The sequence below is a fragment of the Sinorhizobium arboris LMG 14919 genome (assembly GCF_000427465.1).
In the GTDB taxonomy this organism is placed as follows: Bacteria; Pseudomonadota; Alphaproteobacteria; order Rhizobiales; family Rhizobiaceae; genus Sinorhizobium; species Sinorhizobium arboris.
The window spans coordinates 1701822-1727963 of the sequence record NZ_ATYB01000014.1; the positions used below are offsets into that span (position 1 = coordinate 1701822).

Below are 26142 nucleotides of genomic sequence, written 5' to 3' on the forward strand. Positions count from 1 at the left end.
CGCCTGTTCATGTGCCTCTGCGAGCAGCTTTGCCATAGCTCCCTGCCCCAGCATTCTCGTTTCAATCGTGCTCGCGCACGATCGCCCTTGCGCGCTTGCCCCGGAAATACGACTTCACCCAGGGCTCGTCACAGGCGAGCATGTCCTCGATGGTGCCCTCGACAAGAACGCGTTTCTTGCCGAGCACGGCGATCCGGTCACAAACCGAAAACAGACTGTCGAGATCGTGCGTCACCATATACACGGTCAGACCAAGCGTGTCCCGCAGCTTGGCGATCAGCTCGTCGAACTCCGCCGCCCCGATCGGATCGAGGCCGGATGTCGGCTCGTCGAGAAAGACGAGGTCGGGATCCAGCGCAAGCGCACGCGCCAGGGCCGCACGCTTGATCATTCCGCCCGAAAGCTCGGACGGATACTTCTCCGCCGCCTCCGGCGCCAGGCCTACCAGTTCGATCTTCAACCGCGCCAGTTCGTCCATCAGATCTTGCGGCAGATCGAGATATTCGCGCATCGGCACCTGGATATTCTCACGCACCGTCAAGGCGGAGAAAAGCGCGCCATGCTGGAACAGCACGCCGAGGCGCATATCGAGCGCGATGCGCTCGGCCTCGCCCATCTTGTCGTAATCGGCGCCGAGAATTTCGATCGTGCCGGAACGCTTCGGCAGGAGCCGGAGGACGGTGCGCATCAGCACCGACTTTCCGGTTCCGGAGGCGCCGACAAAGCCGAGGATTTCGCCCCGCAGCACTTCGAGATTGAGGTTGTCGAGAACGATATGGTCGCCGAATCCGACGGTAAGATCGCGAACGGAGAGGACCGCCTCTCGCTGTTCCCTTGCATCCTCTTGCTTCTCGATTGCCGCTTGAACCATGTTCGCTACCTCAGAAATCGATTGCCGCGTAGAACATGGCGAACAATCCGTCGATCAGAATCACGACGAATATGGATTTGACGACGGACGACGTCACGCGCCGCCCGAGCGACTCGGCGCTGCCCCCGACCTTCAGTCCCTCGACCGCGGCCACGACGCCGATGATGAGCGCCATGAATGGCGCCTTGATCATACCGGCGGCGACCGAAGAGAAATCGACCGCCTCCTGCAATCGCGCCAGAAAGGTCGGGATCGTGATGCCGGAATAGGCCCAGGCCACCATGGCGGCCCCGGTAAGGGCGGCAAAGTTCGCAATGATCGTCAGGAGCGGCAACACAATCGTCAGCGCCACGAGACGCGGAAAGACCAGGACGCCCACCGGGCTCAGGCCCATGACCTTGAGCGCGTCGACCTCTTCGCGCATTTTCATGGAGCCTATCTCGGCGGTAATCGCGCTGCCCGACCGGCCGGCGATCATGATTGCAGTGAGCAACACGCCGATCTCGCGCAATTGCAGAATGCCGACAAGATCGACGACGAAGATTTCCGCGCCGAACGAGCGAAGCTGGAATGCTCCCTGCTGAGCGATGATGGCGCCGATCAGGAACGACATCAGAGTGATGATCGGCGTCGCCATGACACCCATACGATCGATCTGGTGAACGATCGCAGCAGGCGAAACGCCGGCGTGACGCCCGAGCTTCATCTGAGCGCCGCGTACTGCGGACCCCAGGATGAACATGGCCGCTACCGTGTCGGTCCATATGGAAACCGTCAACTCACCCACTGGAGTGAACAGCCGCTGGAAAAGCGGCATTCTGGCCGCATTCTCTTCCGGGCGGCGCAGTTGCTTCGGCAGGGCGCGGACCAATTCGGCGTAGCGCTGGCCGCCCGCGAAACGAACCTCGTCGGCTATCCCATTCATGAAACGACGAATGATCCACGCGCCGGCCGTGTCCATCGCCGTGATGCCGGAAAAGTCGAACTCGTTCTGCCCGCCGGCGGGTTTTTCAAGCCGCTTCAACTTGGCAGCCATCGCCTCCGCCGTCTCATGCCGCCAGTCGCCGCTAAACACATATCGCCGACCGTTTCCGGCGGCGCCCTCCTCGACGACGACGTCGGCAGCGGTCTCTGTCTGGGCACGCGTCACGTGATATCAGTCTTTCAGCTCGTTCTCCTCATAGTCTCTTAAACCAGATTCCGCTTGATGACAAAATCGTGCGGGAATTCAAAGTCGTACAGTGCCCCTGGTGCGACAGAAATGACACAATGGGTCACAAGCTTCGCGAAAAGTCCGCCGTCCGCGACCGGAGCGGATCAGTCAAAGGGTCCCCTATGCCGATTTCTCTTACAGCCACCGTCGAACATTTCCCGATTGCCGGTGCTTTCACCATTTCCCGGGGCTCGAAAACCACGGCAAGCGTCGTCACCTGCCGCCTTGCCGACGGCGAGCTATCGGGATGGGGCGAGTGCGTCCCCTATGGCCGCTACGGCGAATCGATCGAATCGGTGCTGAGTGCCATCGAGGCGGTTCGGCCGCTCATCGAAGAGGGCATGACGCGCACGGACCTGCAGCAGGCGATGAAAGCCGGCGCTGCTCGAAACGCGGTGGACTGCGCCCTGTGGGATTTCGAGGCAAAAGGCAGTGGACGCTCCGCTGCCGCGCTCGCCGGCCTGGCTGACCCGACGCCGTTGACCACCGCCTACACCTTGTCGCTCGCCGAGCCGGAGGAGATGAAAGCCCAGGCAGCGAAACACGCCCATCGGGCGCTTCTCAAGGTGAAAGTCGGAACGCCGGATGACACGGCGCGCATTCGCGCCGTCAGGAGCGGCGCACCCGACAGCCGGATCATTCTCGACGCCAACGAGGGATGGACCGCCGACAATATTGCCGCCCACTTCGCCGCCTGCGCCGAGCACGGCATCAGCCTCATCGAACAGCCGCTGCCGGCCGGGCACGACGAGATACTCGCCTCCCTGGCCCGGCCGGTGCCGGTCTGTGCCGATGAAAGCGTGCATGCCACGGAAGACCTCGAGAGGCTTGTCGGCCGCTACGACGCGGTCAACATCAAGCTCGACAAGACCGGCGGGCTCACCGAGGCACTGCGCATGCGCGCAGCCGCCGAGAGCCTCGGCCTCAAGATCATGGTCGGCTGCATGGTCGGCAGTTCGCTTGCCATGGCACCGGCGGTCCTCGTCGCCCAGGGCGCGGATTTCGTCGATCTCGACGGTCCGCTGCTGCTCTCCAAAGACCGTTCGCCGGGCCTGCGCTACGAGACCTCGCTCGTCTTGCCGCCGGAGGCCAGCCTCTGGGGCTGAAGATACCAGCCGAGGAAAGTGAACAGGCAGCCCGAGAGCGCGACCACCGACATGGAGTAGAAGCCGTCGACGCCGAACCAGGCGTAGAAATAGCCGGACAGAAAGGTGAAGATCGCCGTGAAGATGCCGGTGTAGAAAAAATAGAGCCCTTGCGCCGCCGCCTCCTGCTCCTCGGCGACACGCTCGACGAGCTTGTGCTGCATGCCCGTATGCATGATCGCATAGGTGAAGGCGTGAAGGCATTGCAGGACGAAATAGCCCGAGAAGCCGAGATCCATCGGAAAAATCAGCCAGCGCACGACCGCGAGCAGGCAGCCGGAAAAGATCATGGTCCAGACGCTGAAACGACGGACGATCGCCTTGGCGAAGAAGAACATCAGCACTTCCGCCGCCACGCCGGCGCTCCAGAGGACACCGATCTGCGTGCCGCTGTAGCCGATATGCTGCCAGTAGATGGCAGAGAAGGCGAAAAGCATCGCGTGGCTGCTGTTGACCAGGGTCACGCCGACCAGCAGCAGTTGCAGATCGGACTGGCGCAGCGACTGCGGCGGCGGCTCGGTGATCGCGGTAATCGGTGAGGGCCTGCGCGGCCGGCCGACACGCGGCGCCGCCACGGCCAACAGGATGGTGAGCGCGAAGCCCGCCGCCATGGCCGGCAGGACCACCTGCCCCCCGACAATCCCAATCAGCCAGCCGCCCAACATCGTCGCCCCGATAAAAGCGACCGATCCCCAGACACGCATTTGCGCATAGTCGAAACCCCAGCGCCGCACTCCGGAAAGCGCGATCGCCTCCACAATCGGCACATAGGGCGAATAAACCGCCGATTGCAGAGTGTAGATGACGAGCACCGGCCAGAAGCTCTGCGCATAGAATAAAACGATGGCCCCGGCGAAGGACAGGATACCGGACCAGATCAGGACGATCGCCCGCTCGCCAATGCGGTCGGCGAGAACGCCCGCCAGCGGGGCGGTGATCACCCGGATGAACATCGGGACCGCAAGCACCACGCCGATTTCGAAGTCGCTGAGCGACAGGCCGCTGAGCCAGACCGGGAAATACGGCATCGCGAAGCCGTTGACGATCAGCGGCGCTGAGAAGAGCAGCGCGATGCGGAGTGCGAAATGGCGCGGCGGGGGCCCCGCGACGAATGCGGGAGCAGATGAGGGAATCATGGAGAAACCTGATGGCTGTACACCACCATTAACACAACCGCGCGTGCGTTTGCCATCGGCTAGTTGTCACAGCGGAAGCTTGTCCACCGCCACGATAACCGCCATGCCGGCCAAGCCTTCGTCACCCCAAGATCTCTCAGGCGGCCTGCGGCGCAAACCGCCTGACGGGCATCGCCTCTGCCTCGCCGGCGTGTTGCTTTGCCTCCGTGTCGCCGCGCACCTGGTGCCAGGTGATAAGCTCCATCGTACCGTCGTGATGTTCGGCGATTGCCGTGCAGCTCTCCACCCAGTCGCCTGTGTTGATGTATTTGATGTCGTCGATCTCTTCGATGACCGCATGATGGATGTGACCGCAGATCACCCCTTGCGCATTGTGGCGACGGGCTTCCTCGGCCACGACTTTCTGGAACTCGCCGATGAAGTTCACGGCATGTTTCACCTGCAGCTTGGCCCAGGAGGAGAATGACCAGTACGGCATGTCCAGACGACGGCGTACCGCCGCAAGGCCGATATTGATGGCGATCGCCATGTCGTAGGCCCAGTCGCCGAGATAGGCGAGAACGCGTGCATTGCGCACGACGACGTCGAACTCGTCGCCGTGCAGCACGAGATAGGTCCGCCCGTCGGCGCCCCGATGGAGGTGGCGCTGCGCCACTTCGATGCCGCCGAAATGAACGCCCGGAAAGTCGCGGAGGAATTCGTCGTGATTGCCGGGGATGTAGATGATCCGCGTGCCTTTTCGCGCTTTGCGCAGAAGCTTCTGCACGACGTCGTTGCACGATTGCGGCCAGTACCAGCTGCGCTTCAGCCGCCAACCGTCCACGATATCGCCGACCAGGATGATCGTCTCGGCCTCGTGGTGCCGCAGGAAATCCAGCAAAAAGTCCGTCTTGGCCGCCTTCGAGCCCAGATGAACATCGGAAATGAAGAGCGTCCGCAGTTTCCGAACGGAATCCTGTTGGGGTGCCGATGCCGCCGCCATGCCAGCCTCATCCTGGTTAGCCGTTTCAGGACCGTCAAAATCAGACTCGTGTTTCAGGAAGATGACACGGGGCGCGCTCTTCAAAACCGTCGTGCAATTCGGGCGAAGCGCATTCGCAGCGAATGCCGCGGAAAGAACCGCCTCGAAACTGTACCTGCTGGTCGATTCATGCCAAAAGGCACGACATCGATCAGCACTGGACGTGAACGCGATCTCGCAGCCGCGCTCTCGCGTCCCACGCAAGAATTCAAGGAATGCAAAGGCATGAGCACGGGCGATAAAGCGAAATCCCAAGCCGTTCCCGCCAGCGGTGACATCGATCAGCAGGCGCTCTTCTTTCACCGCTATCCTCGCCCCGGCAAGCTCGAGATACAGCCGACCAAACCGCTCGGGAACCAGCGCGACCTGGCGCTCGCCTATTCGCCCGGAGTCGCCGCACCCTGCCTCGCCATCAGAGACAACCCCGAGACCGCAGCCGATTTCACCGCCCGCGCCAATCTCGTCGCCGTGGTATCCAACGGCACCGCCGTTCTCGGTCTCGGCAATATCGGTCCCCTCGCCTCCAAACCGGTGATGGAAGGGAAAGCCGTTCTCTTCAAGAAGTTCGCAGGGATCGACGTCTTCGACATCGAAATCGACGCACCGACGGTCGACCGGATGGTCGACGTCGTCTCGGCACTGGAGCCGACCTTCGGCGGCATCAACCTCGAGGACATCAAGGCACCTGAATGTTTCGAGGTGGAGCGGCGTCTGCGCGAAAAAATGGAAATACCGGTCTTCCACGACGATCAGCATGGGACCGCGATTATCGTTGCGGCGGCGGTATTGAACGGCCTGGAACTCGCCGGCAAGGACATTGCCGAGGCCAAGATCGTCGCCTCCGGTGCCGGAGCGGCGGCGCTTGCCTGCCTCAACCTCCTCGTCACGCTGGGCGCGAGGCGCGAAAACATCTGGGTCCACGACATCGAAGGTCTCGTCTACAAGGGACGCGAGGCCCTCATGGACGAGTGGAAAGCCGTTTACGCGCAGGACAGCGACAATCGCGTACTCTCCGACAGCATCGGCGGAGCCGACGTGTTCCTGGGCCTTTCGGCCGCAGGCGTTCTCAAGCCCGAACTGTTGGCGCAGATGGCCGAAAAGCCACTGATCATGGCGCTGGCCAACCCCACGCCTGAGATCATGCCCGAGGTGGCCCGTGCCGCGCGCCCCGACGCCATGATCTGCACCGGACGATCGGACTTTCCGAACCAGGTCAACAATGTCCTCTGTTTCCCGCATATCTTCCGGGGCGCGCTCGATTGCGGCGCGCGCACCATCAACGAAGAGATGAAGATGGCGGCCGTGCGCGCAATCGCCGGTCTTGCCCGCGAGGAGCCGTCGGATGTCGCGGCGCGCGCCTATTCCGGCGAGACGCCGGTGTTCGGCCCCGATTACCTGATTCCTTCACCTTTCGATCAGAGGCTGATCCTGCGCATTGCGCCGGCCGTTGCAAAGGCTGCGGCCGAAAGCGGCGTCGCCACACGCCCGATCCAGGACTTCGACGCCTATCTCGATAAGCTCAACCGTTTCGTCTTCCGCTCCGGCTTCATCATGAAGCCGGTCTTCGCGGCGGCGAAGAACGCGGCGAAGAACCGCGTGATCTTTGCCGAGGGCGAAGACGAGCGGGTGTTGCGTGCGGCCCAGGTGCTGCTGGAAGAAGGCACCGCCAAGCCGATCCTGATCGGCCGTCCGCAAATCATCGAAACGCGACTGCGGCGCTACGGCCTCAGGATCCGTCCCGATGCAGATTTCGAGGTGGTCAATCCCGAGGGCGACCCGCGCTATCGCGACTATGTCGACGATTATTTCGCGCTCGTCGGACGTCTCGGCGTCATTCCCGAAGCAGCCCGCACCATCGTCCGCACGAACACGACCGTTATCGGCGCGCTCGCTGTCAAGCGCGGCGAAGCGGATGCGCTGATCTGCGGGGTCGAAGGCCGCTACAGCAAGCATTTGCGCGATGTGTCGCAGATCATCGGCAAGCGTGCGGGCGTGCTCGACTTTTCGGCGCTCAGCCTCCTGATCTCACAACGCGGCGCGACCTTCTTCACCGATACCTATGTCAGCTTCAGCCCCAGCGCGGAGGAGATCGCTCAGACGACGGTCATGGCGGCAAACGAAATTCGCCGTTTCGGCATCACGCCGCGCGCAGCCCTCGTCTCCCACTCGAACTTCGGCTCGCGCGATTCCGAGAGCGCCTTCAAGATGCGCACCGCGCTGCAGCTCGTGCGCCAGCTCGCTCCCGATCTTGAAGTCGATGGCGAAATGCATGGCGATTCCGCCATCTCCGAGGTCCTGCGCCAGCGTGTAATGCCGGACAGCACGCTGAACGGCGAAGCGAATCTGCTCGTCTTCCCCAACCTCGACGCTGCCAACATCACGCTCGGCGTGGTCAAAACCATGACGGACAGCCTGCATGTCGGTCCGATCCTCCTGGGCTCGGCATTGCCGGCGCACATTCTGTCGCCGTCCGTCACCTCGCGCGGCGTCGTCAATATGGCGGCGCTGGCCGTTGTCGAATCGAGCCACCCCGACTGAGGGGTGGCGCGCCTCCTCATTCACAGCGGATGGCGGACACCCTTCCACCGGTAAGGACGCAGCTGCATCAGCGATATCTCCGCTCAAAATGCAATTTCAGATTGCATTAGCGGGATTGCTGCACCGTTTACGAAATATTGCACTAGACAAAACCGGCCGCCGTAAACCATGTTTATTATAGGGGCAAGTTTCGGTGTTACGGCATGACTAATGAACAGGCTGTCCTCAATCTGCTGGATATCGTGGAATATGGAGGTTGCGCGGACCCCGAGCGATTCTTCGCCCTGATGCGTCGAACCTTCAACATCGCCCATCTCTTGTATCTGGAGGCGGAGTCCCTTCCGGATGGGTTGAGAATCTGCCGCCTGCATCACACCTTCGGCGCCTATGCCGCCGAAGTCTACGCCGCAAGAGGGCTTCATAGAATCGATCCGATCCTCAAGCTTGCGCTCGGCGGCGTCAGACCGGTGGAGTGGGCGACGGCGCGGCGGCGCTTTCCTGAGTGCGAGCCTCTCTTCGAGGCAGCCGAGGAAATCGGGCTTTCCACCGAGGGCGTGGCCTTACCGCTCCCTTCGCCCGCGGGCCGCATGGCGCTTCTCGCGATCAGCGCCAACATGTCGCCGGTGGAATGGTCGGCATACCGCCGTTGTCATCTGCGCGATTTCCAGCTTGCTGCCAACCTCTTCCACGCCTCCATGCTCGAACACTCGGCCATGGCCGGGGCGATCGACGAGCGCGACCTCCGCCTGACCGGGCGGGAGACAGAGGTGCTTACCTGGTCGGCGGCCGGCAAGAGCTACTGGGAGATTGCGACGATTCTCGGCATATCCGAGCGAACCGTACGCTTCTTCATGACCAATGCCCGCCGCAAACTCAATGTAGTGTCCAACACGCAAGCTGTAGCGCACGCTGTTCGACACGCTCTGATCCCCACGATCTGACGGGTTGCCGGCCCGGAGTGGGACCGGCCGCCCGCCGATTCCCCCACAAAACTATTGGGAAAAAATGCGGAAATAAACTGTCACTATAGACAGTTACATGTGTCATCCGAGCCTGACAGCATCGCTACATCGCGTAATGACGCTATGGAGCGAAAAATGATCAGAATAGTGAACGGAAATGGTCGCAGCCAGCATCCCCAGGCCATCGACGAGATGTTCCGGCTGCGCAAACGCGTGTTCCACGACTTCTTGAAATGGGACGTCAAGACCGAAGGGGATTGGGAGATAGATCACTACGACAGAGCCAATCCGCTCTATGTCATGTCGTATTCACCGGAAACGGGCAAGATTCGCGGTTCCCTGAGGCTGCTTCCGACGCTCGGCCCGAACATGCTTGACGATACGTTTCCGATCCTGCTCGGGGACAATCCGGAAATCCGCAGTGCGTCGGTGTGGGAATCGAGCCGCTTCTGCATCGATCCCGACATCTCCCAGGATCGCTCATCGAACCAGGTCACGATCGCTGCGGCCGAACTGATGTGCGGCGTCGGCGAGATGAGCCTTGCCTCGGGCATCAGCCATATCGTCACGGTAACCGACGTGTTCCTGGAGCGGATGTTCCGCCGCATGGGTTGCCCTGGAGAACGCATTGCCGACCCGCACAGGATCGGCTCCGTCTATGCGGTCGCCATCGCCTGGGAGGTCAGCAAGACCCTGCTCGAAACGATGAAGGCCGTGGCCGCCATCGAAGGTACCGTTCTCGAGCGCCCGATGTCGCTTGAAACGGCACGCGCCGCCTGAGCGACGGTCCGGGCCGTGCATCTCGCGCGGCCCAGGGCCTCCATCCACGGGGCCTTGCCTGTTAACGCAAATCCCCTCTTCCCGTTGCGCCATCATGACAACGCCCTATGATGGAGCGGTCCGCTGCAACGCAGGAAGAAGCAAGTGTTCGCCTCCCCGAAGGTCGCATCCCGCAAGATCCGGCGCATCGCGGCGGTTTGCATACCGCTGGCGCTGGCGACGGCCGGCCCGGTCTCTGCATCCGGCGTTTGCGAACGGCTGGGCGCGCGTCTCGCCGACCTTCCCACGGGTTTCACGACGAATGCCAGCCTGCGCGATTTTACAGGCGCGGTCGCTCGCCAGAATATCGAGCTGCGCCGCGCGAGGAACGATCGCCGCCGGATGAACTGCAGCAGCGGCAGCGTCATCATCATCGGCGGCGATGACGAGGCCGCTTGCGCAGAGATCGACGACACGATCGCGCGGATGGAGCAGAACCTGCGGACACTCAAGGCGCAGCGCCGGCATCTGATCGGCGACGGTGGCGAGGACATTCGCCGGCGCATTCTCGCTGCCATGGAACTCAACGGCTGCTCAGGAGCGCCGCCGGAGAATCGGGAGGCCCGTGCCACCGAGCGTCAATTTGCGAACGCCGCCGCCGGCGCGACTGAGGTCCACCGTAACATCCTGCGGGACCTGCCGCCGGACAGCGATGCCTATCCGCTTCTGCTCGACGCCCCCGGGACCGATCTTCCGCTCATGGGGCAAGATTTCGCCGGCAGCCTCAGGACCATATGCGTAAGAACGTGCGACGGTGCCTTCTTTCCCATCTCCTCGCATGCCACGCCGGCAGACTTCGGCCGCGACGCCGAGCTCTGCCGCGCGCGTTGCCCCGGAGCGGAGACGGAGCTCTATTACCATGTGCTCGCAACGGAAGAGGCCGACCAGATGGTTTCGGCGTCGACCGGACGGCCTTACGCCGAACTCCCAGCGGCCTTCGCCTACAGGGCGCGTGGCGTCGGGGCTCCAGGCATATGCGGCTGCGGAATTCCGGACCTCGCAACGGATACCAACGAGCAGAAGGCAAGCCCGGCCGGCAAGCTCACGGTCGTCAGCCCGTCCGTCATAACGATCGGCAGTGAAAAGAAGACGCCGCCCAAACCGATCGAAGAGCGACCCTACGACCCGGCCAACAGCAAGGTCCGCGTCGTCGGTCCGACGTTCCTTCCGCAGGAGGAGAGCGCGATCGACCTCAAGCATCCGCTTGGGCCGCGATACCAGCCGCTGCAGGACAATTGAAGCGCGCAGCTGCGAGCGCGCTGCAAGAACGGCGCGCATCTTCTTGAATCAATACATGCTTCTAACGGACCCCCCAACCTTCCTCGAAGACGAGATCTTCGAGCGGCAGCCGCTGCCGCCAACCCTTGGCGGCGAGCTCCGGCTCCCGATACAGCTTGTCGACAAAGCCGAGGCATAGCCAGGCAACGATTTCGATATGCCGGGGGATGCCGAGGATGGCCTTGATCTCGCTCTCGTGGAAAATGCTGACCCAACCGACGCCCACGCCCTCCGCCCGCGCGGCGAGCCACAGGTTCTGCACGGCGCAAACGGTAGAATATACGTCCATCTGCGGGTTATGGGTGCGGCCCAGGACGACCGCTCCGCCGCGCGTCCGGTCGCAGGTCACGCAAATGCTGAGCGGTGCCTTGCGAATGCCTTCGAGTTTCAGCGAGCGATATTTCGCCTGCCTTTCGCCGGAAAACATCTCTGCGGCCTCATCATTGGCGCGCTGAAATGCCCGCCAGACTTTCTCCCGCGTCGCGTCCTGCCGCACGAGCACGAAGTTCCAGGGTTGCATGAAACCGACGGACGGCGCCTGATGCGCCGCACCGAGCAGCCGGGCGACCAACTCCTCGGGCAGCGGCTCGGGCAGAAATTCGTCGCGTACATCCCGGCGCGTCTCGATGGCGCGATAGACGGCGGCGCGCTCGTCCGACGAAAAGGCTCCGGCGGCCGCAAGGCAGCCGTTCTGTTCAGGCAGCATCGTTCGATCCCCAACAATGCGGCAACCTCCCGCCGTCCGCGCGGGGCCGGTCTATCTCGCCAGGCCGGTCTTCTGACTTCGGATCATCCGTTCGCACCGCCTTCCCGAACAAGTTCAATATTCAGTGGCAAAGCTCTGAAAAGATTCAGACCTTGATTTGGCGAGAACGTCCCCGTCACAGCGTTGGGCACGTGCCGGAACTGCACCGGCTTCCCGATTCTCCCGCATTTTCGCGGGCACCTGGCGGGTGCATATGGCCATAGGCGCCGGCGAAACGCAAGCCGGCAAGGTGGCCAACTCAGAGCGGTTCCTCCGGATGAGGCGACGCGTCGTAGGCGCCCCAGATCGACTGATCGAAGCAGATGACGGAACCGGTCATAAGGCCGGATTCTGCTGACGAAAGATAGGCGCAGGCGCGCGCGACCTCCGCCGGGTCGACGAGCCTGCCGAAGGGCTGGCTGGCTGCCGCCTTTTCCAGCCAGTTCGCCGGGGCATCGTGATATTCGCGCTGGATCCGGTCCTCGCCTTCCGAGGCCATCCAGCCGATGTTCAGGCCGTTCACGCGGATGCGGTTGCGCAGAACGGCATAGGCAGTGTTCTTGGTCAGCGTCTCCAGCGCCCCCTTCGACGCACAATAGGCGGCGATGAATGGCTGACCTGCCTTCGCCGACATCGAGCCGATATTGACGATCGTGCCTTCCCTTTTCTCTCGCCGCATCACTTTCACCACCTCCTGCATAAGGAAGAATGGCGCGCGCACATTGACCGCGAACATCCGGTCGAAGAGCTCCGGGCTGGTATCGAGGATCGTGCCCCGGTCCGTGATCGCTGCGGCGTTGACCAGCGCATCGACCCGCCCGAAGGCGCGGTCACAAGCCGCTACCACGGCACGGGCATCCTCCACCCGCTCGAGATCCGCCGGTACGTAGACGACCTTCGAACCGGTCGCCGCGGCGATCTCGGCAGCCTTCGCCTCGCCTTTCGCCGCGTTGCGCCCGCAAATGACGACGCCGGCGGCGCCACGCTCCGCGAAGAGTGCGGCAATCGTGGCACCGAGCCCCTGCGTGCCCCCTGTCACGATGGCGATCTTCCCGTCCAGTCCGGCTTGGTCCGTGCTCATCCTGTTCCTCCCTTTGAAATGTTAATGGCCGTGCATTGAGCCAAGGTGGTTTAGCTTAGCTTTTTCGCCGCCTGATCAGCCAGCGCCTCGGCAAACGCTTCAGCACTCCATTCGCCGGCGAGCGCTTCGTGCATCAGCTGTGCCTGCGTCCTGGGCGCCAGACCGCCAACCGGGGGATCACGATCGAGATTGGTCGGGAACGAATAACCTTCGGCGCACGCGGCAACTGCATTGGCAATTTCGTCCTGCGTGAGCTTGCCGTCGGCCGCAAGGACTTTCAGAGCCGGGAAGAGCACGACGCACATGTGTTCGCGATCCACCGTTTCCATCGCCCGGCCGAAGGCGGAGGATACCTGCAGAAGATTGGCCACACGCCTGATCCCGGCAGACCGGTTGCTGCCCGCTGCGTGAAAAAGCGCCGGGTTGAAGAACACGACATCGCCCTTCTCCAGCGGCAACTGCACGTGGTTCTGTTCGAAATAGGCACTGAACTCCGGCCGTTTCAAAGCGAGATATCCGGGCAGATAGGTCTGGCTATAGGGGAGGAACAGAGTTGGCCCGCTTTCGATCGGCATGTCGCAATGGGCGACCGCGCCCTGGAGGGTCAGGACCGGCGAAAGCCTGTGCACATGTGCCGGATACTGCTCTATAGCGGCCGCGGTCTGGAAGCCCAGATGGTAGTCGCGATGCGGCGATTGAGACGCGCCGCCGGGATTGACGCGGTTGACCTGCGCCGTCATCTGGTAATTCGGACCAAGCCAGGCTTCGCTGACGAGCGCGATGATGGCGTTGGCGTAATAGGCCGCGAAATTCTCAGGGTCCTTCAGGCAGTGCTTCTCGAGTGAATTCCAGATCCTGTCGTTAGCGCCGGGCTTGGCGAAGTGGTCGCCGCCGCCGCTGTTGGTGCGGCGTTGCTCATCGATGATGGCATCGAAAATGCGGCTTGCGGCATCAATGACGGCTGTGTCGGCATAGGCGCGTTTGAACACGGCCACGCCGGGGCCGCCCGCAAGCACCTCACAAATCTCGGCCAGGGCGGCGCGGCGCCCGTCGGCCGTGGCGCAGGCGGCAGTCAGGCTGGCGCTGTCATAGATCAGCACATTTTTCTCGCAGGCGAGCGCGTAGGGATAGTCAGCAAGGTCTGTCTGGCGCTCCACTTCTGCCCGAAACGCTTCGATATCGCAGGCATCCTCGCTTAGCCAAACACGATTGAGCCGCTCGCGGGCATTGTTGTCGGTCTTCATTTCGTTCCTCCCAGGAAACTTCAATGCCCCGACTATAGGCGGCGTGAGATTGTGATATAGAGCAGATATCCATCAAAAAGCCATCAGGAGAGATCGCCGTTGGCTCATCCGTTTCTGGTCAAGGATATCGCCTTTCAGGCGGGACTCAGCACCGCGACCGTCGATCGCGTCCTGAATGACCGTCCCGGCGTGCGTCGGCAGACGGCAGCCCGCGTACAGGCGGCAATCCGCGAATTGGAGAAGCAGCAATCGGTATCGGAAATTCTCGGCCAGAAGCGCGCCATCGACATCGTGATGGAGGCACCGGAGCGCTTCACCGAGGCGGTCAGGCAGGCATTCGAAACCGAGGCACCGACTTTCATGCCGACGACCTTCCGTTGCCGCTTCCACTTCGCCGAGACTATGCGGCCGCACGACATCGCCCAGCTGCTCGATCGAATCCGCCTGCGCGGCACCGACGGCGTCGTGCTGAAGGCACCGGATGTGCCCGAAATCATCGGTGCTGTCGCCCGCCTCGAACAAACGGGAATTGCGGTCATCACGCTTGTCACCGATCTGCCGAACTCGGCGCGTTCCGCCTATGCCGGAGCCGACAATCGCGCGGCTGGCGAGACGGCTGCCTATCTCGTCGGCGAACGGTTCGCCGGTCAAGCCGCGACCGTGCTCGTCACCATTTCGAGCAGCCGCTTTCGTGGCGAGGAAGAACGAGAGATCGGCTTTCGCCGCGTGCTGCGCGAACATTATCCGGCAATACGCATCGTCGAGATCAGCGAAGGCTATGGCAGGGACGCCGAGACGGGTGTCCTTGCCGCCAAGGCGCTTGCGGCAGACGCCGACATCAATGCCGCCTATTCGATCGGCGGCGGGAACCACGCCGTTTTGGCCGCCTTCGAGCGCCTCGGCCGCGACTGCGCGTTGTTCATCGCCCATGACCTTGACCAGGACAATCTGGTGCTGCTGCGCCAGCGCCGGATCCATTTTGTCCTGCATCATGACCTGCGCAGCGACGCCCGCACGACTTTTCGGGCCATTCTCGCGCGACGCAACGGCGCTGGCCAGAAGTTGGGCGGAAGCCGGCTGTCCGCCGTTGAGGTAATTACTCCCTACAACGTGCCCGTCGCCTGACGCGCGGTCGCCAAAGCGAGAAAACGGTTAGCGAGCTGTTCGGTCGCGGGCTTTCCCGGTTGCGCGCGTTCGAGATGTGTTTTCAATCGCTTCCAACTGGAGAGGCCGAACTCCCGGGCAATGACCAATTGGGCATCCTGGAGACCGATTGCGGCTGGTTCGTTGAAACAGGGCAGAGCCCGCTGGCGCCCTGCGGGATCACCAGCCTTTAGAGCGCCTGTTTGCGGATGGATTCGAGGGAAGCATTCGCGGGAAGATCGCGCGTGATCATGAAAGACCTCCTTTCATTCACGTCCGGTATCCGCGCCCACAGACTGAAAAGAGGTGTGGCAACCAAGTTCAGTGAAACAGGTGGGCTTTGCCCTTCCCGCGGATCGGGTGCGCCCTGCGAACGACACGATCGCTAGCACGCAGCCATATTCTTGTCCAGCCGCTCAGCGCTCCGGTTCGTAGCGAACGAAAGCAAAGTGATCACCGGTCGGAGACCAGTTCGGGACGTTCACCGTCCCCTGCCCGCCGAAGAGTTCGAACAGTACGCGAGCATTGCCGCCGTCCGGGTCCATCAGGCGGAGACGCACGTCGAGATCGCGCGGGTGATCGAAGACATCGCCGTCATAGGAGAGCACGAGCAGGCGTCTGCCGTCCGGCGAAGGATGCGGAAACCAGTCGCCATAAGGGCTGTCGGTGATACGCTGGACATCCTTGCCGTCCGGCCTCACCCGCCAGATCTGCATGCGGCCGGTACGGCTCGAATTGAAATAAATCCATTCTCCGTCCGCAGACCAGTCCGGCCCGTCATTGCGGCCTTCCCCGCGCGTCAGGCGGTGCTCCTCCCCGCCTTCGACCGGAATCGTGTAGATGTCGAAAACCTGGTCTCGGATTCCGCAATAGGCCAGCATGCGCCCGTCGGGCGACCATCCATGCCAGTAGGACGGCAGGTTGCGCGTGACGAGCCGGGGCGTGCCGCCCTCGGCCGGCAGGAGATAGATCGCCGAACTGCCGAATTCCGTCTTGTCGCTGATCACAAGCGTGCTGCCGTCGGGCGAGATGCCGTGATCGTTGTTGCATTGCCGGGCAAAACCGGTATCGATCTCCTGAGGCTCGGAGCCATCGAAGCCAAGCCGATAGAGCCTGCCGTCGCCGTTGATGATGAGGAATTTGCCGTCGGGCGACCAGTTCGGTGCCTCGACAAGCCGCTCCGTCTGCCACACGACGCGCGTCTCGCCGGCCGCTATGTCGAAGACCTCCACCGAACTGCGCATGATTACCCCCTGTCGCGAAAGCGGTTGGTGATGGGATAACGCCGGTCGCGGCCGAAATTCTTCCTGGTAATCTTCACACCCGGCGCCGACTGGCGGCGCTTATATTCCGCGATGTAGAGCAGATGCTCGATCCGGTGGACGGTTGCCTCCTCATGCCCGCGGGCGACGATCTCCTCCGTGCTCATCTCCTTCTCGACCAGGCATTCGAGAATATCGTCGAGCACCGGATAGGGCGGCAGCGAATCCTGATCCGTCTGGTCGGGACGGAGTTCGGCCGACGGCGCCTTGTCGATGATGTTCTGCGGGATGACTTCGCCTGAAGGCCCGAGTGCTCCCGGCGGGACGGTGCCGTTGCGCCAGCGCGCCAGCGCGTAGACCTGCATCTTGTAAAGATCCTTGATCGGATTGAAGCCGCCGTTCATGTCGCCGTAAAGCGTGGCGTAGCCGACCGACATTTCGGACTTGTTGCCCGTCGTCACGACCATGGAGCCGAACTTGTTGGATATCGCCATCAGGATCGTCCCGCGCGTACGGCTCTGGAGGTTTTCCTCGGTGATGCCCGCTTCGGTTCCCTCGAATGCGTCGGAGAGCGCGCTCAGGAAGCCCTCGACGGGCTCCTCGATTGCAACGACGTCGTAGCGGCAGCCGAGCGCCTTGGCGCATGCCTCGGCATCCCGCAATGATTCACGCGAGGTGTAGCGGTACGGCAGCATGACCGTGCGAACCCGTTCCTCACCCAACGCGTCCACTGCAAGCGCCGTACAGATCGCCGAATCTATGCCGCCGGACAGGCCAAGAACGACGTTCCTGAAACCGTTCTTGTTGACGTAATCGCGAAAGCCCAGCATGCAGGCGCGGTAATCCGCCTCCTCGCCTTCCGGTATGCGCGACTTGAGCCCGTTGGCCGAGATCCAGCCGTCCGCCCCCCTTTTCCATTCGGAGACGGCCACCGCCTCCTCGAACTGGCTCATCTGAAAGGCCAGCGACCTGTCCGCATTGAAGGCGAAACTCGCGCCGTCGAAGACCAGCTCGTCTTGGCCGCCCAGCTGGTTGGCATAGATCATGGGCAGGCCGGTCTCGATCACCTGCCTCAGAACCACCTGATGGCGCACGTCGACCTTGCCGCGGTAATAGGGCGAACCGTTCGGCGAGAGGAGAATTTCGGCACCGCTCTCCGCGAGGGTTTCGCAGACGCCGAGATCGCCCCATATGTCCTCGCATACCGGTATTCCGATGCGCACGCCGCGAAAGTTCACCGGGCCTGGCATCTCACCCGCGTCAAAGACGCGCTTTTCGTCGAATTCGCCGTAGTTCGGCAAGTCGACCTTGTCGCGGATCGCGATGACCTTGCCACCGTCGAGGACCGCAACGGAATTGTGCCGGAGCCCGGCGGCCCGCCGGGGGAAGCCGATTACGACACCCGGCCCGCCGTCCGCCGTTTCCGCCGCCAACTTCTCCACCGCCTGTTCGCACGCCTTCAGGAAGGCGGGTTTCAAAACCAGGTCCTCCGGCGGATAGCCGGAGACGAAGAGCTCGGTCAGGAGCAGCAGATCGGCGCCTTCGCGCGCCGCCGCCGCCCGCGCGTCGCGAGCCTTTGCCATGTTTCCGGCAATGTCTCCGACCGTCGGATTGAGCTGTGCCACGGCGATCCGTAGCGTTGAGGGAGCGGCTTTCTGTGCGGTCATGAGCGGGCCCGTCGTCTCTCGTCAGCGAATGCATGTGTCGTTCGCGTAGTTCTTACCGCATCCGGCGGAAAAAAACCCACACACAAATCAAGCTGGGGCGGAAAAAACCGAAAAGCCGCACAATTCCGGCCTCTTAGTATCGGCGCACAAAATCTTTCAAAGCGTCAGGAACCTGGCGACGACGGCGCCGTTTCCGCCATTCATCCCCTGTTCAAGATGACAGTCGTATGACGGTAGGGTGAAATATTTGTGAAATTGGAGAAGCCGTTGGCCCGTATCGATTCCGCCGTGAGCAGCTCTCAAGTCTACGCCGATGGGCAAGGCTCTTCCGCAAGATACACCAGAACTCTGTCGGGCGTCCGAAGTGCGCTCTTCACGCTTCTGATCGCGATAGCGCTCGTCTTCACCGTGGAACTGATCGTGCGCTGGTCCTGGCCCGACACGGTCGCATATTTCACCGACCCCATGCGTCCGGCCTGGACCACGGTCGCCGTCTTCTTTCTCGCCCTGCTTGGCGTCGATGCCCTGTTCGGCCGCGAACACAAGGCCGCGCTGCTCGTTGCGCCGCTTGCCGTTGTGCCGGCATTCATCAGTCAGCAGAAACAGGTCTTCCTCTCCGATCCACTCTATCCCACCGATTTTCTTTTCGGCCGGCAGATCATGGAGCTGATGCCGGTACTCGTGAAGGACAGGCCGTGGACCGCGGTCGGCATCGTTGCCGGGCTCATCGCCGCCACCGTCGTTTCCATTATCCTGCTGCGGTATGCGTGGCAGAACTTTCCCAGGCTGACGCGCTGGGAGCGGCTGGCGCGGATCGCATTCGCCCTGCCGTTGCTGGTCGCCTTCTGGAACATCATGGACTACAACCAGTTCTCGTGGGTCCGTGACCGGCTCCGGGTCATCCCCATCATGTGGGACCAGACCGAGAATTACCGCCATAACGGTTTTGCGCTTGCCTTCGCCATCAACCTCCCGATGGCTAATGTAAACGCGCCGGCCGGCTACATGGCGGACGCCATCGACCGAATTCCGGTAAAGCCGCTTCCCGCCGGCACGACCCATCGCGGTAAGCCGGACGTCATCGTGCTGATGAGCGAATCCCTTTGGGATCCTACCCGTCTTCCCAAGGTGAAGCTGACGCCCGATCCCATGCCGACGATCCGCGAACTGCAGGGCGGCGACGTCTTCTCTCCGGAGTTCGGTGGCATGACCGCCAATGTCGAATTCGAGGCGCTGACCGGCTTTTCCAATGCGTTCCTGCCCTATGGCAGCATCCCCTACCAGCAATATATCCGCAACCCGATTCCCTCGCTTGCCACCTTCTTCCGCAGCGAAGGCTATGTGTCGCGCGCCATCCACCCTTTCCAGGGATGGTTCTGGAACCGGACCGCCGTGTACAAGTCCTTCGGTTTCGACATGTTCCGCTCGGAAGAAAACATGCCGCCTATGCAGAAGCGCGGCATCTTCGCTTCGGATGAGTCTTTGACGAAGGAGATCATCCGCCAGGCGGACGAAGTGGAAGATCCTTTCTTCTTCTTCGCAGTGACCCTGCAGGGCCACGGTCCCTATGAGACCAACCGCTACGCGAAGAACACGATCAAGGTCGAGGGCGATCTCCCCGAAGCCGATCGCCGGGTGCTCGCCACCTATGCGCAGGGCGTCAAGGAGGCCGACGACAGCCTTAAGATGCTGATGGACTGGGCGAAAGAGCGGGACCGGGAGACGATCATCGTTCTCTTCGGCGATCACCTGCCGCCGCTGAATTCCGTCTATACCAACACCGGATACATGAAGGGCTTTACGGCCGAACGCAAAGGACCGAAGGATCAGATGAAGGCCGAGCACGAGACGCCGCTCGTCGTCTGGTCGAACAAGACGGGTCCGAAGAAGGACATCGGCACGATCAGCCCGGCCTTCCTGTCCTATCAAGTCCTGAAACAGGCCGGCTACGAGCACCCCTACTACACGGCGTTCCTCGGCAAGGTCTACGATCACTACCGCGTCCTCGACCGTTACATGCTGATCCGCAAGAACGGCAAGGAGGTCGCCGACTGGCAGCGTCAGCCCAAGATCCCAGCATCGCTGCGGGACTACCGTTTCCTGCAGCACGACATGATGTTCGGAAAGCGCTACAGCACCGAGCGCTTCTTCAAGTCCCACGCCGAGCTCTACAGCGCCGGCCTGTGACCGTCCCGGCCGGAACGGACCATCCGCTCCGGCCGCAGCCCTGCAGCAGAACCTCCCCCTCCGTCTCTGTCCTCTGGCTTCTGGCCCATTTCCTGTTCTCGTCACAGGAATCCAGCCAGACCAACTCCCTGCGCTGAAAGGACCTCCTCCGCACCGGGAAGCGGCGCTGCCGGATCCTTGCGACAACAAGCGCAGGCATGGCGGAGAGAAAAATTTTCCGCCGAGCCCGACGCTCGATCGCGGTGGATCAAAGAGCATGCCTGGAAGTTAAAATTCGAATCAACATTTATTCAATTCCAACAATCCACAAGAAAAATCGCCATACTCGAAAGTATAGGAATATTAACTATTAAGGCGCACCTTGAAGATGCAGGAAAACTTTAAGACCACGATACACAAAATACTTGGAGATGTTGCATGCCCGTTTTCAAGCGCCTGCTCGCCAGCCGTAGAGGCGCCGCCGCCATCGAATTCGCGGTCATTGCGCCGCTCTTCTTCATGTGCGTGCTGACGCTGATCGCCTACGGGATCTATCTGAGTGCCGCACACTCCATCCAGCAGATCGCCGCGGATGCGGCAAGGACTGCGATTGCGGGCCTTTCCGAGGATGAACGGGAGCGCCTTGCGACCGATTACATTCGGCGCACGACGATGAACCAGACCTTCATCAATTCCGCGCGCATGAACGTCACCGTTCGCGATGACGCCAACAACACCAATCAGTTCACCGTCACCATCTCATACGACGCAAGCGATCTTCCAATCTGGAAACTCTTTACCTTTGCCCTGCCGGGCGAGCAGATCGAGCGTTACGCGACGATACGGGTAGGAGGAATCTGAAATGCGTGAAGCGGCACCCGCCTTCCGGCGATACCTGAAGTCCCGCGCCGGCAACATCGGCGTCTCGGCAGCCCTCGTCATGCCGTTGCTCGTCACGTCGATGGGGCTCGGCATCGACTACGGCTATCTCACCCTCCAACGGCGGGAGATGCAGTCTGTCGCAGACCTTGCCTCGATCGCCGCCGCCGCCAATGTGAGCTCCGCCGAAGGGGCCGTGCTCGCCCACTTCAAGAACAACGGCCTCGGCTTCGCCGTCTCGACACCCTCGGGGCTGATGACGGTCGACGGCAAGGTGCTCCCCAACGACGTCGAAACCGCAGCCAAGGGGGTGGCGACCGTCGTGCGCGGACGCTATGTCCCCGATCCGTCGATCGATGCCGGCCAGCGCTTCGTCAAGGACGCCGTGCCCGCCGATGCCGTCCAGGTCAGGCTCGAGAAGAAGGGCGACATCTATCTCGCGGCGCTGTTCAGCGATCCTCCGGATTTGAGTGTCATCGGCACCGCGGCGAGCTCGAAGGTGGCTGCCTTTTCCGTCGGCTCCCGCCTTGCCAGCCTCAATGGCGGTCTTTTGAACGCGATCCTCGGCCAGATGCTCGGCACCAGCGTCGCATTGAAGGTCATGGATTACGAGGCATTGATCGACGCCGACATCGACATCCAGCCCTTCCTCAAGATCATCGCCACTCGCCTCAGCCTTACGGCCGCTTCCTACGAAGACGTGCTGACGGCGAAGCTGACGATGCCGCAATTGCTCGGATCGCTTCGACTTGTGCATGGTCTGTCCGGAACGGTGACATCAGCGGTCAAGACCCTCGAATTCGCGACTGCCGGAAACAAGCGGACATTCACTCTGGCGCAGATTCTCAACATCGACCCGAAGAAGAGCCTTAGGATCGATGCCGGCTCGGATTGGGCGATGAGAGTGAGCGCATTGCAGATCGTCTCCGCGGCTGCGGTGATTGCCAACGGCGAACGTCAGATCGCGCTCGACGCCGTTGCGGGCTTGCCGGGCATCGCCGCGGTAAAAGTCAGGCTCGCGATCGGTGAGCCGCCGGTGGAAATGCCGAGCCATCGGCTGGGTACACCCGGTGCGGCAGTAAGAACCGCACAAACGCGCCTCGCAGTCGAAGTCAATGTCGACGGTCTCGCAGCTCTCGCCGGGACCCGCATTCGCCTGCCGATCTATGTCGAACTCGCCCATGCGGAAGCGAAACTCTCGGACATCCGCTGCTATGGCGGAACGCCGGAGAACGCCGGCGTCCTCATAGATGCGGTTCCCGGCGTGGCGGAGATCGCACTCGGCGACGTCGACCCGACCGTTCTGTCGAGCTTTTCGTCCGAGGCCCGGGTAACGCGGGCGCGGCTCCTCGACGGTCTCATCAAGATTGACGGCATCGCACATGTCGAATCCAAGAACCTTCAGCCCTCGCGTCTGACATTCAGCCCCACCGAGGTCGCCTCGCGGACGATCAAGAGCGTCTCCACCAGGGATATCCTCTCATCGACGACCAGGACGCTGCTCGGCAATCTCGACGCGCAGATCAGTGTCGGCAACCTCCTCTCGCTCGGAAGCCCGGCTTTGTTGCAGCAGGCTTTGGCGCAAACGCTCGGCGCCGTCACCGCACCGGTCGATCAATTGCTCTACAATCTGCTGCTTCTGGTGGGCGTGCGCGTCGGCGAGGCCGACGTGCGCGTCACCGGCGTCAAATGCCAGCAGCCCGTTCTCGTTCAATAGGGCGTTTCCACACGTACTGATTTCAATTTTCGTGTGAAACAAAATGGTGGCCTTGCGCATTGAGCATAACGCGTGAATGTTAAGTGTGGGGCGAAGGGACCATCGTAGTGCCCCCGGCGCAGCAGTGGGGGCACGCGCAGCAGATGCAGCGGGTCGCGGAGAAGGACAGTTCTGAGCAGCAGGTACCGAGCGGGTTGACGGTCCGCGACTTGCTGGAAAATCCGGATTTCCCGAAGATATTGCAAGCAGCCGCGCAAACGCTGATCGCCGTCAACGACCAGTTCCCGCGCGTTGCCCGCCTGGTGGCTTCGCACCAGAAATGGATGCTGACGCAGGCAGCCTATTCCCTGCATCTCGAACGGGACCTCAACAACCCGGAATCGGGCATCACTGCCGCACGATTGCTCAAAATCATGCGCGAAACCGGGGCCGCCAGCCGCAACACGGCGGCTGCTTTCCTTGCGGAACTGGTCGCTTACAAGCTGCTTCAGCCCGCATCCGGCGGGCGGACCAGGAGAGCGCGGCCGCTCGAGCCGACGGAGGTCAGCGAAACCGCAATGCGGCTCTGGTTCAAGAGTCAGATGAGGACGCTCGATCTCCTCGACTGCGGCACGAGGGTCGACCGCGTCGAAGCAGATAAGTCGATTTTCGAACATGCCCAGCCGCTTGCCGCACGGCGCCTCCTCTCGGACAGCAGGTGGACGGCGCCGCCGAAGGGCGTTGCGATCTTTGTCTGGTCCGAATCGGGCGGCGTGATCCTCGACGATCTCATGACGCGCGTCTCGAGCTTTACGCCAATCGACGGCAAGGTCTGGATCGATGTCAGCCTGGCGAAATTGGCCGAACACTACCTCATATCAAATACCCACGTCCGCCGGATATTTGCCAAAGCCGACGCGGCCGGCTTTCTCGGCAAAGCCGGTGACGGCAGCCGCGGGCGGTTCTGGCTGAGCGCACAACTGATAGAGGAGTATGTCTCCTGGCAGGCGGTCAAGGTCGAGGCGTTGGCCCACGCCTTTGAGCAGGCGGCCGAGCGGTCGCGTTAGCGAACGTCTGACCGTTTCATTGAACCCGCGATACCGCTCTCGCCGATTGGAACCACGACGCACTTCCGGCCGAAAAACCGTCATACAATTTTCGTGGAAGTGCTCTAGGCGCTTGGCCCGGCGAAGTGCGGCAAGTCATCGTCGATTTCGTAATAGTCGCCCTTGTCCGCGCAAAAAATGTGATAGCCGGGTTTGAGCTTCACCGAGCTGTCGAACGTGCCGGCAAGGATTGACGTGTAGTCGAGTCCGTCCGCTTTCCAGAACAGCGCCGACCCGCAATGCCGGCAGAAACCGCGTTGCGCCTCCTTGCTGGAACGGTACCAGGTCACGTCGTCGGCGCCCCTAAGTTCCATTTCGCTGTCGAGCACATTGGTTGCCGCATAGTAAAGCCCGGTCTGCTTTCGGCATTGAGAGCAATGGCAGAAAATCAGTTCGCGAAGGTTTCCGCGCGTCTTGAAGCGCACGGCACCGCAAAGGCAACCGCCCTGGTTTATTTCCATCATTCCCCTCCACAGCATGAAAGCCGGGCCAGCTTTCAAGCTGGCCCGGCCAATGTCAAATTCAGAGAATGAGCCGCAGGTTCAGAAATATTGAACGGGCATCATGATGCGCAGCGGATCAGCCGTTGACGACCATCTTCTTTTCGTCGCGACCGCCCTTCATGCGCTCGGCGAGCAGGAAGGCAAGCTCAAGTGCCTGGTCGGCATTGAGGCGCGGATCGCAATGAGTGTGGTAGCGGTCGGCAAGATCGTCTCCGGAAAGCGCACGCGCACCGCCGGTGCACTCCGTTACGTCGTTGCCGGTCATTTCAATATGGATGCCACCCGGATGCGAGCCTTCGGCGCGATGTATCTGGAAGAAGCTCTCGACCTCGGACAGAATCCGCTCGAACGGCCGGGTCTTATAATTGTTGAGCGTGATCGTGTTGCCGTGCATCGGATCACAGGACCACACGACCTTCTTGCCCTCCCGTTCGACTGCACGAATGAGGCGCGGCAGGTGCTCGGCGACCTTGTCGTGGCCGAAGCGGCAGATCAGCGTGAGCCGTCCCGCCTCGTTGGCGGGATTGAGGATGTCGATCAGTTCGAGAAGTCCGTCCGCCGTCAGCGACGGGCCGCACTTCAGGCCAAGCGGATTTCTGATGCCGCGGCAGTATTCGATATGGGCGTGGTCGGGCTGGCGCGTGCGATCGCCGATCCAGATCATATGACCGGACGTCGCGTACCAGTCACCCGAGGTGGAATCGACGCGCGTGAGCGCCTGCTCGTAACCGAGCAGCAGGGCTTCGTGGCTGGTGAAGAAATCCGTTTCGCGCAGGCTCGGATGGTTTTCAGCCGTGATGCCGATCGCCTTCATGAAATCCATGGTTTCGGAGATCCGGTCGGCGAGCTTGCGGTAACGCTCTGCCTGCGGGCTGTCCTTAACGAAGCCGAGCATCCACTGATGGACGTTCTCCAGATTGGCAACCGCCCATGGCAAAGGCGCGCAGCAGGTTAAGCGTAGCCGCGGACTGGCGATAGGCCATGACCTGCCGTTCCGGATTGGGCACGCGTGCCTCCTCCGTGAACTCGATGCCGTTGATGATGTCGCCGCGGTAGCTCGGCAGCGAAACGTCACCCTGTTTCTCGATCGATGAGGAACGCGGCTTGGCGAATTGGCCGGCAATGCGGCCGACCTTGACGACCGGCTGTTGCGCACCGAAGGTCAGGACAACGGCCATCTGCAGGAAGGCGCGGAAGAAATCGCGGATCGTATCGGCGCCATGTTCGGCGAAGCTCTCGGCACAGTCGCCACCCTGCAACAGGAAACCGCGACCTTCCGCGACGTTGGCAAGCGCGCTTTTGAGACGGCGCGCCTCTCCGGCAAAAACCAGCGGCGGATACTTGGCGAGGCGTTCTTCCACGCTTTCCAACACTGCGAGGTCGGGATAATCCGGCACCTGCTGAATGGGTTTTTGCCGCCAGCTGTTCGGAGTCCAAGTCTGTGCCATTTCCATCACCTGTTGTCTGACGCGGATCGGCCCGCGTCGCGCCCCTGCGGCGGTCACCCCGCCCGGCATCCGGATTTGCATGCGCCCGCGTCGGCAGCCCCGCCGATTCCAGCAATCTGCCACCCTCGCCCGGGCGGACCACTTCGCGGATGCGGGCTTATAAACGTTAACAGGGGGCTTGGAAAGCCATCCTGCCAGAAAACGTGGGCCGCTACAGCG

20 protein-coding genes, 1 pseudogene and 1 riboswitch are annotated in these 26142 nt (G+C 62.0%); of the genes and pseudogenes, 10 read left to right on the plus strand and 11 right to left on the minus strand.

The features are described from left to right. Positions 1-61 precede the first annotated feature (61 nt). Both SINAR_RS0119500 and SINAR_RS0119505 read right to left on the minus strand, forming a co-directional pair. Positions 62-871 carry an ABC transporter ATP-binding protein gene (locus tag SINAR_RS0119500; RefSeq protein ID WP_028000620.1) on the minus strand — a complete coding sequence of 270 codons (810 nt, stop codon included), beginning with the start codon at positions 869-871 and terminating at the stop codon, positions 62-64. Between the two features lie 10 nt (positions 872-881). Then, positions 882-2021, minus strand: a complete 1140-nt coding sequence (locus tag SINAR_RS0119505; protein ID WP_028000621.1) for an ABC transporter permease — start codon at positions 2019-2021, stop codon at positions 882-884. Positions 2022-2206: 185 nt separating this feature from the next. Here SINAR_RS0119505 and dgcA point away from each other — a divergent pair, with 185 nt between their 5' ends. Next, the gene (gene dgcA, locus SINAR_RS0119510) at positions 2207-3190 is read left to right on the plus strand and encodes an N-acetyl-D-Glu racemase DgcA (protein ID WP_028000622.1); all 984 of its coding nucleotides are present in this window, start codon (positions 2207-2209) and stop codon (positions 3188-3190) included. Here the strand turns inward: dgcA and SINAR_RS0119515 are convergent. Both SINAR_RS0119515 and SINAR_RS0119520 read right to left on the minus strand, forming a co-directional pair. Further along, positions 3142-4365, minus strand: coding sequence for an MFS transporter (locus SINAR_RS0119515; RefSeq protein WP_028000623.1), 1224 nt, complete (start codon positions 4363-4365; stop codon positions 3142-3144). The two genes, dgcA and SINAR_RS0119515, sit on opposite strands and share 49 nt — an antisense overlap. A gap of 136 nt (positions 4366-4501) precedes the next feature. Continuing rightward, entirely contained in the window at positions 4502-5347 is an 846-nt protein-coding gene (locus SINAR_RS0119520; protein WP_028000624.1) for a UDP-2,3-diacylglucosamine diphosphatase, read from the minus strand. A gap of 264 nt (positions 5348-5611) precedes the next feature. On the opposite strand from SINAR_RS0119520, the gene SINAR_RS0119525 reads away from it, so the two are divergent. The 4 genes from SINAR_RS0119525 to SINAR_RS0119540 all read left to right on the plus strand — a co-directional run bounded on the left by SINAR_RS0119525 (position 5612) and on the right by SINAR_RS0119540 (position 10944). Then, entirely contained in the window at positions 5612-7924 is a 2313-nt protein-coding gene (locus SINAR_RS0119525; protein ID WP_028000625.1) for an NADP-dependent malic enzyme, read from the plus strand. A gap of 203 nt (positions 7925-8127) precedes the next feature. Continuing rightward, on the plus strand, positions 8128-8865 hold the full coding sequence (locus SINAR_RS0119530; protein WP_028000626.1) for a LuxR C-terminal-related transcriptional regulator: 738 nt from the start codon (positions 8128-8130) through the stop codon (positions 8863-8865). 156 nt (positions 8866-9021) lie between these two features. After that, a complete protein-coding gene (locus tag SINAR_RS0119535) occupies positions 9022-9666 on the plus strand; it encodes an acyl-homoserine-lactone synthase (protein ID WP_028000627.1) in 645 nt (214 codons plus the stop codon). 144 nt (positions 9667-9810) lie between these two features. Further along, positions 9811-10944 carry a DUF2865 domain-containing protein gene (locus tag SINAR_RS0119540; RefSeq protein WP_028000628.1) on the plus strand — a complete coding sequence of 378 codons (1134 nt, stop codon included), beginning with the start codon at positions 9811-9813 and terminating at the stop codon, positions 10942-10944. A gap of 61 nt (positions 10945-11005) precedes the next feature. Here the strand turns inward: SINAR_RS0119540 and bluB are convergent, their stop codons facing one another. The 3 genes from bluB to SINAR_RS0119555 form a co-directional block, all read right to left on the minus strand. Then, positions 11006-11689, minus strand: coding sequence for a 5,6-dimethylbenzimidazole synthase (gene bluB / locus SINAR_RS0119545; protein WP_028000629.1), 684 nt, complete (start codon positions 11687-11689; stop codon positions 11006-11008). Between the two features lie 45 nt (positions 11690-11734). Beyond that, positions 11735-11948: riboswitch (cobalamin riboswitch) on the minus strand. Between the two features lie 39 nt (positions 11949-11987). Then, complete coding sequence (locus tag SINAR_RS0119550) at positions 11988-12809, minus strand: SDR family oxidoreductase (protein WP_028000630.1); 822 nt, start codon at positions 12807-12809, stop codon at positions 11988-11990. A gap of 50 nt (positions 12810-12859) precedes the next feature. Continuing rightward, positions 12860-14053 carry a phytanoyl-CoA dioxygenase family protein gene (locus SINAR_RS0119555; protein WP_028000631.1) on the minus strand — a complete coding sequence of 398 codons (1194 nt, stop codon included), beginning with the start codon at positions 14051-14053 and terminating at the stop codon, positions 12860-12862. 99 nt (positions 14054-14152) lie between these two features. On the opposite strand from SINAR_RS0119555, the gene SINAR_RS0119560 reads away from it, so the two are divergent. Then, a complete protein-coding gene (locus tag SINAR_RS0119560; RefSeq protein WP_028000632.1) occupies positions 14153-15178 on the plus strand; it encodes a LacI family DNA-binding transcriptional regulator in 1026 nt (341 codons plus the stop codon). A 434-nt stretch (positions 15179-15612) separates the two neighbouring features. Here the strand turns inward: SINAR_RS0119560 and SINAR_RS0119570 are convergent, their stop codons facing one another. Then, a complete protein-coding gene (locus SINAR_RS0119570; protein WP_028000633.1) occupies positions 15613-16440 on the minus strand; it encodes a TolB family protein in 828 nt (275 codons plus the stop codon). 2 nt (positions 16441-16442) lie between these two features. After that, positions 16443-18125 carry an NAD+ synthase gene (locus tag SINAR_RS0119575; protein ID WP_028000634.1) on the minus strand — a complete coding sequence of 561 codons (1683 nt, stop codon included), beginning with the start codon at positions 18123-18125 and terminating at the stop codon, positions 16443-16445. A gap of 267 nt (positions 18126-18392) precedes the next feature. Here SINAR_RS0119575 and SINAR_RS0119580 point away from each other — a divergent pair, with 267 nt between their 5' ends. The 4 genes from SINAR_RS0119580 to SINAR_RS0119595 all read left to right on the plus strand — a co-directional run bounded on the left by SINAR_RS0119580 (position 18393) and on the right by SINAR_RS0119595 (position 23933). Further along, the gene (locus SINAR_RS0119580; protein WP_028000635.1) at positions 18393-20312 is read left to right on the plus strand and encodes an LTA synthase family protein; all 1920 of its coding nucleotides are present in this window, start codon (positions 18393-18395) and stop codon (positions 20310-20312) included. A 417-nt stretch (positions 20313-20729) separates the two neighbouring features. Continuing rightward, positions 20730-21152 (plus strand): TadE/TadG family type IV pilus assembly protein, encoded by a 423-nt coding sequence (locus SINAR_RS0119585; RefSeq protein WP_028000636.1) that lies wholly within the window; start codon positions 20730-20732, stop codon positions 21150-21152. Position 21153: 1 nt separating this feature from the next. Next, positions 21154-22887, plus strand: coding sequence for a pilus assembly protein TadG-related protein (locus SINAR_RS0119590; protein ID WP_028000637.1), 1734 nt, complete (start codon positions 21154-21156; stop codon positions 22885-22887). Positions 22888-22994: 107 nt separating this feature from the next. Next, positions 22995-23933, plus strand: a complete 939-nt coding sequence (locus tag SINAR_RS0119595) for a hypothetical protein (protein WP_028000638.1) — start codon at positions 22995-22997, stop codon at positions 23931-23933. A gap of 104 nt (positions 23934-24037) precedes the next feature. Here SINAR_RS0119595 and SINAR_RS0119600 read toward each other — a convergent pair whose 3' ends face one another. Continuing rightward, positions 24038-24433, minus strand: coding sequence for a GFA family protein (locus SINAR_RS0119600; protein WP_028000639.1), 396 nt, complete (start codon positions 24431-24433; stop codon positions 24038-24040). Between the two features lie 118 nt (positions 24434-24551). After that, positions 24552-25923: pseudogene (locus tag SINAR_RS01000000133700) on the minus strand (class II 3-deoxy-7-phosphoheptulonate synthase). Positions 25924-26142: the final 219 nt, after the last annotated feature.

Excerpts from the sequence above, each read along its gene's own strand:
- SINAR_RS0119585 (WP_028000636.1), top strand. The coding sequence starts at position 20,730 with ATGCCCGTTTTCAAGCGCCTGCTCGCCAGCCGTAGAGGCGCCGCCGCC.
- SINAR_RS0119500 (WP_028000620.1), bottom strand. The coding sequence starts at position 871 with ATGGTTCAAGCGGCAATCGAGAAGCAAGAGGATGCAAGGGAACAGCGA.
- SINAR_RS0119570 (WP_028000633.1), bottom strand. The coding sequence starts at position 16,440 with ATGCGCAGTTCGGTGGAGGTCTTCGACATAGCGGCCGGCGAGACGCGC.
- dgcA (WP_028000622.1), top strand. The coding sequence starts at position 2,207 with ATGCCGATTTCTCTTACAGCCACCGTCGAACATTTCCCGATTGCCGGT.
- SINAR_RS0119550 (WP_028000630.1), bottom strand. The coding sequence starts at position 12,809 with ATGAGCACGGACCAAGCCGGACTGGACGGGAAGATCGCCATCGTGACA.
- SINAR_RS0119520 (WP_028000624.1), bottom strand. The coding sequence starts at position 5,347 with ATGGCGGCGGCATCGGCACCCCAACAGGATTCCGTTCGGAAACTGCGG.
- SINAR_RS0119590 (WP_028000637.1), top strand. The coding sequence starts at position 21,154 with ATGCGTGAAGCGGCACCCGCCTTCCGGCGATACCTGAAGTCCCGCGCC.
- SINAR_RS0119575 (WP_028000634.1), bottom strand. The coding sequence starts at position 18,125 with ATGACCGCACAGAAAGCCGCTCCCTCAACGCTACGGATCGCCGTGGCA.
- SINAR_RS0119535 (WP_028000627.1), top strand. The coding sequence starts at position 9,022 with ATGATCAGAATAGTGAACGGAAATGGTCGCAGCCAGCATCCCCAGGCC.
- SINAR_RS0119515 (WP_028000623.1), bottom strand. The coding sequence starts at position 4,365 with ATGATTCCCTCATCTGCTCCCGCATTCGTCGCGGGGCCCCCGCCGCGC.
- SINAR_RS0119555 (WP_028000631.1), bottom strand. The coding sequence starts at position 14,053 with ATGAAGACCGACAACAATGCCCGCGAGCGGCTCAATCGTGTTTGGCTA.
- bluB (WP_028000629.1), bottom strand. The coding sequence starts at position 11,689 with ATGCTGCCTGAACAGAACGGCTGCCTTGCGGCCGCCGGAGCCTTTTCG.
- SINAR_RS0119530 (WP_028000626.1), top strand. The coding sequence starts at position 8,128 with ATGACTAATGAACAGGCTGTCCTCAATCTGCTGGATATCGTGGAATAT.
- SINAR_RS0119525 (WP_028000625.1), top strand. The coding sequence starts at position 5,612 with ATGAGCACGGGCGATAAAGCGAAATCCCAAGCCGTTCCCGCCAGCGGT.
- SINAR_RS0119600 (WP_028000639.1), bottom strand. The coding sequence starts at position 24,433 with ATGGAAATAAACCAGGGCGGTTGCCTTTGCGGTGCCGTGCGCTTCAAG.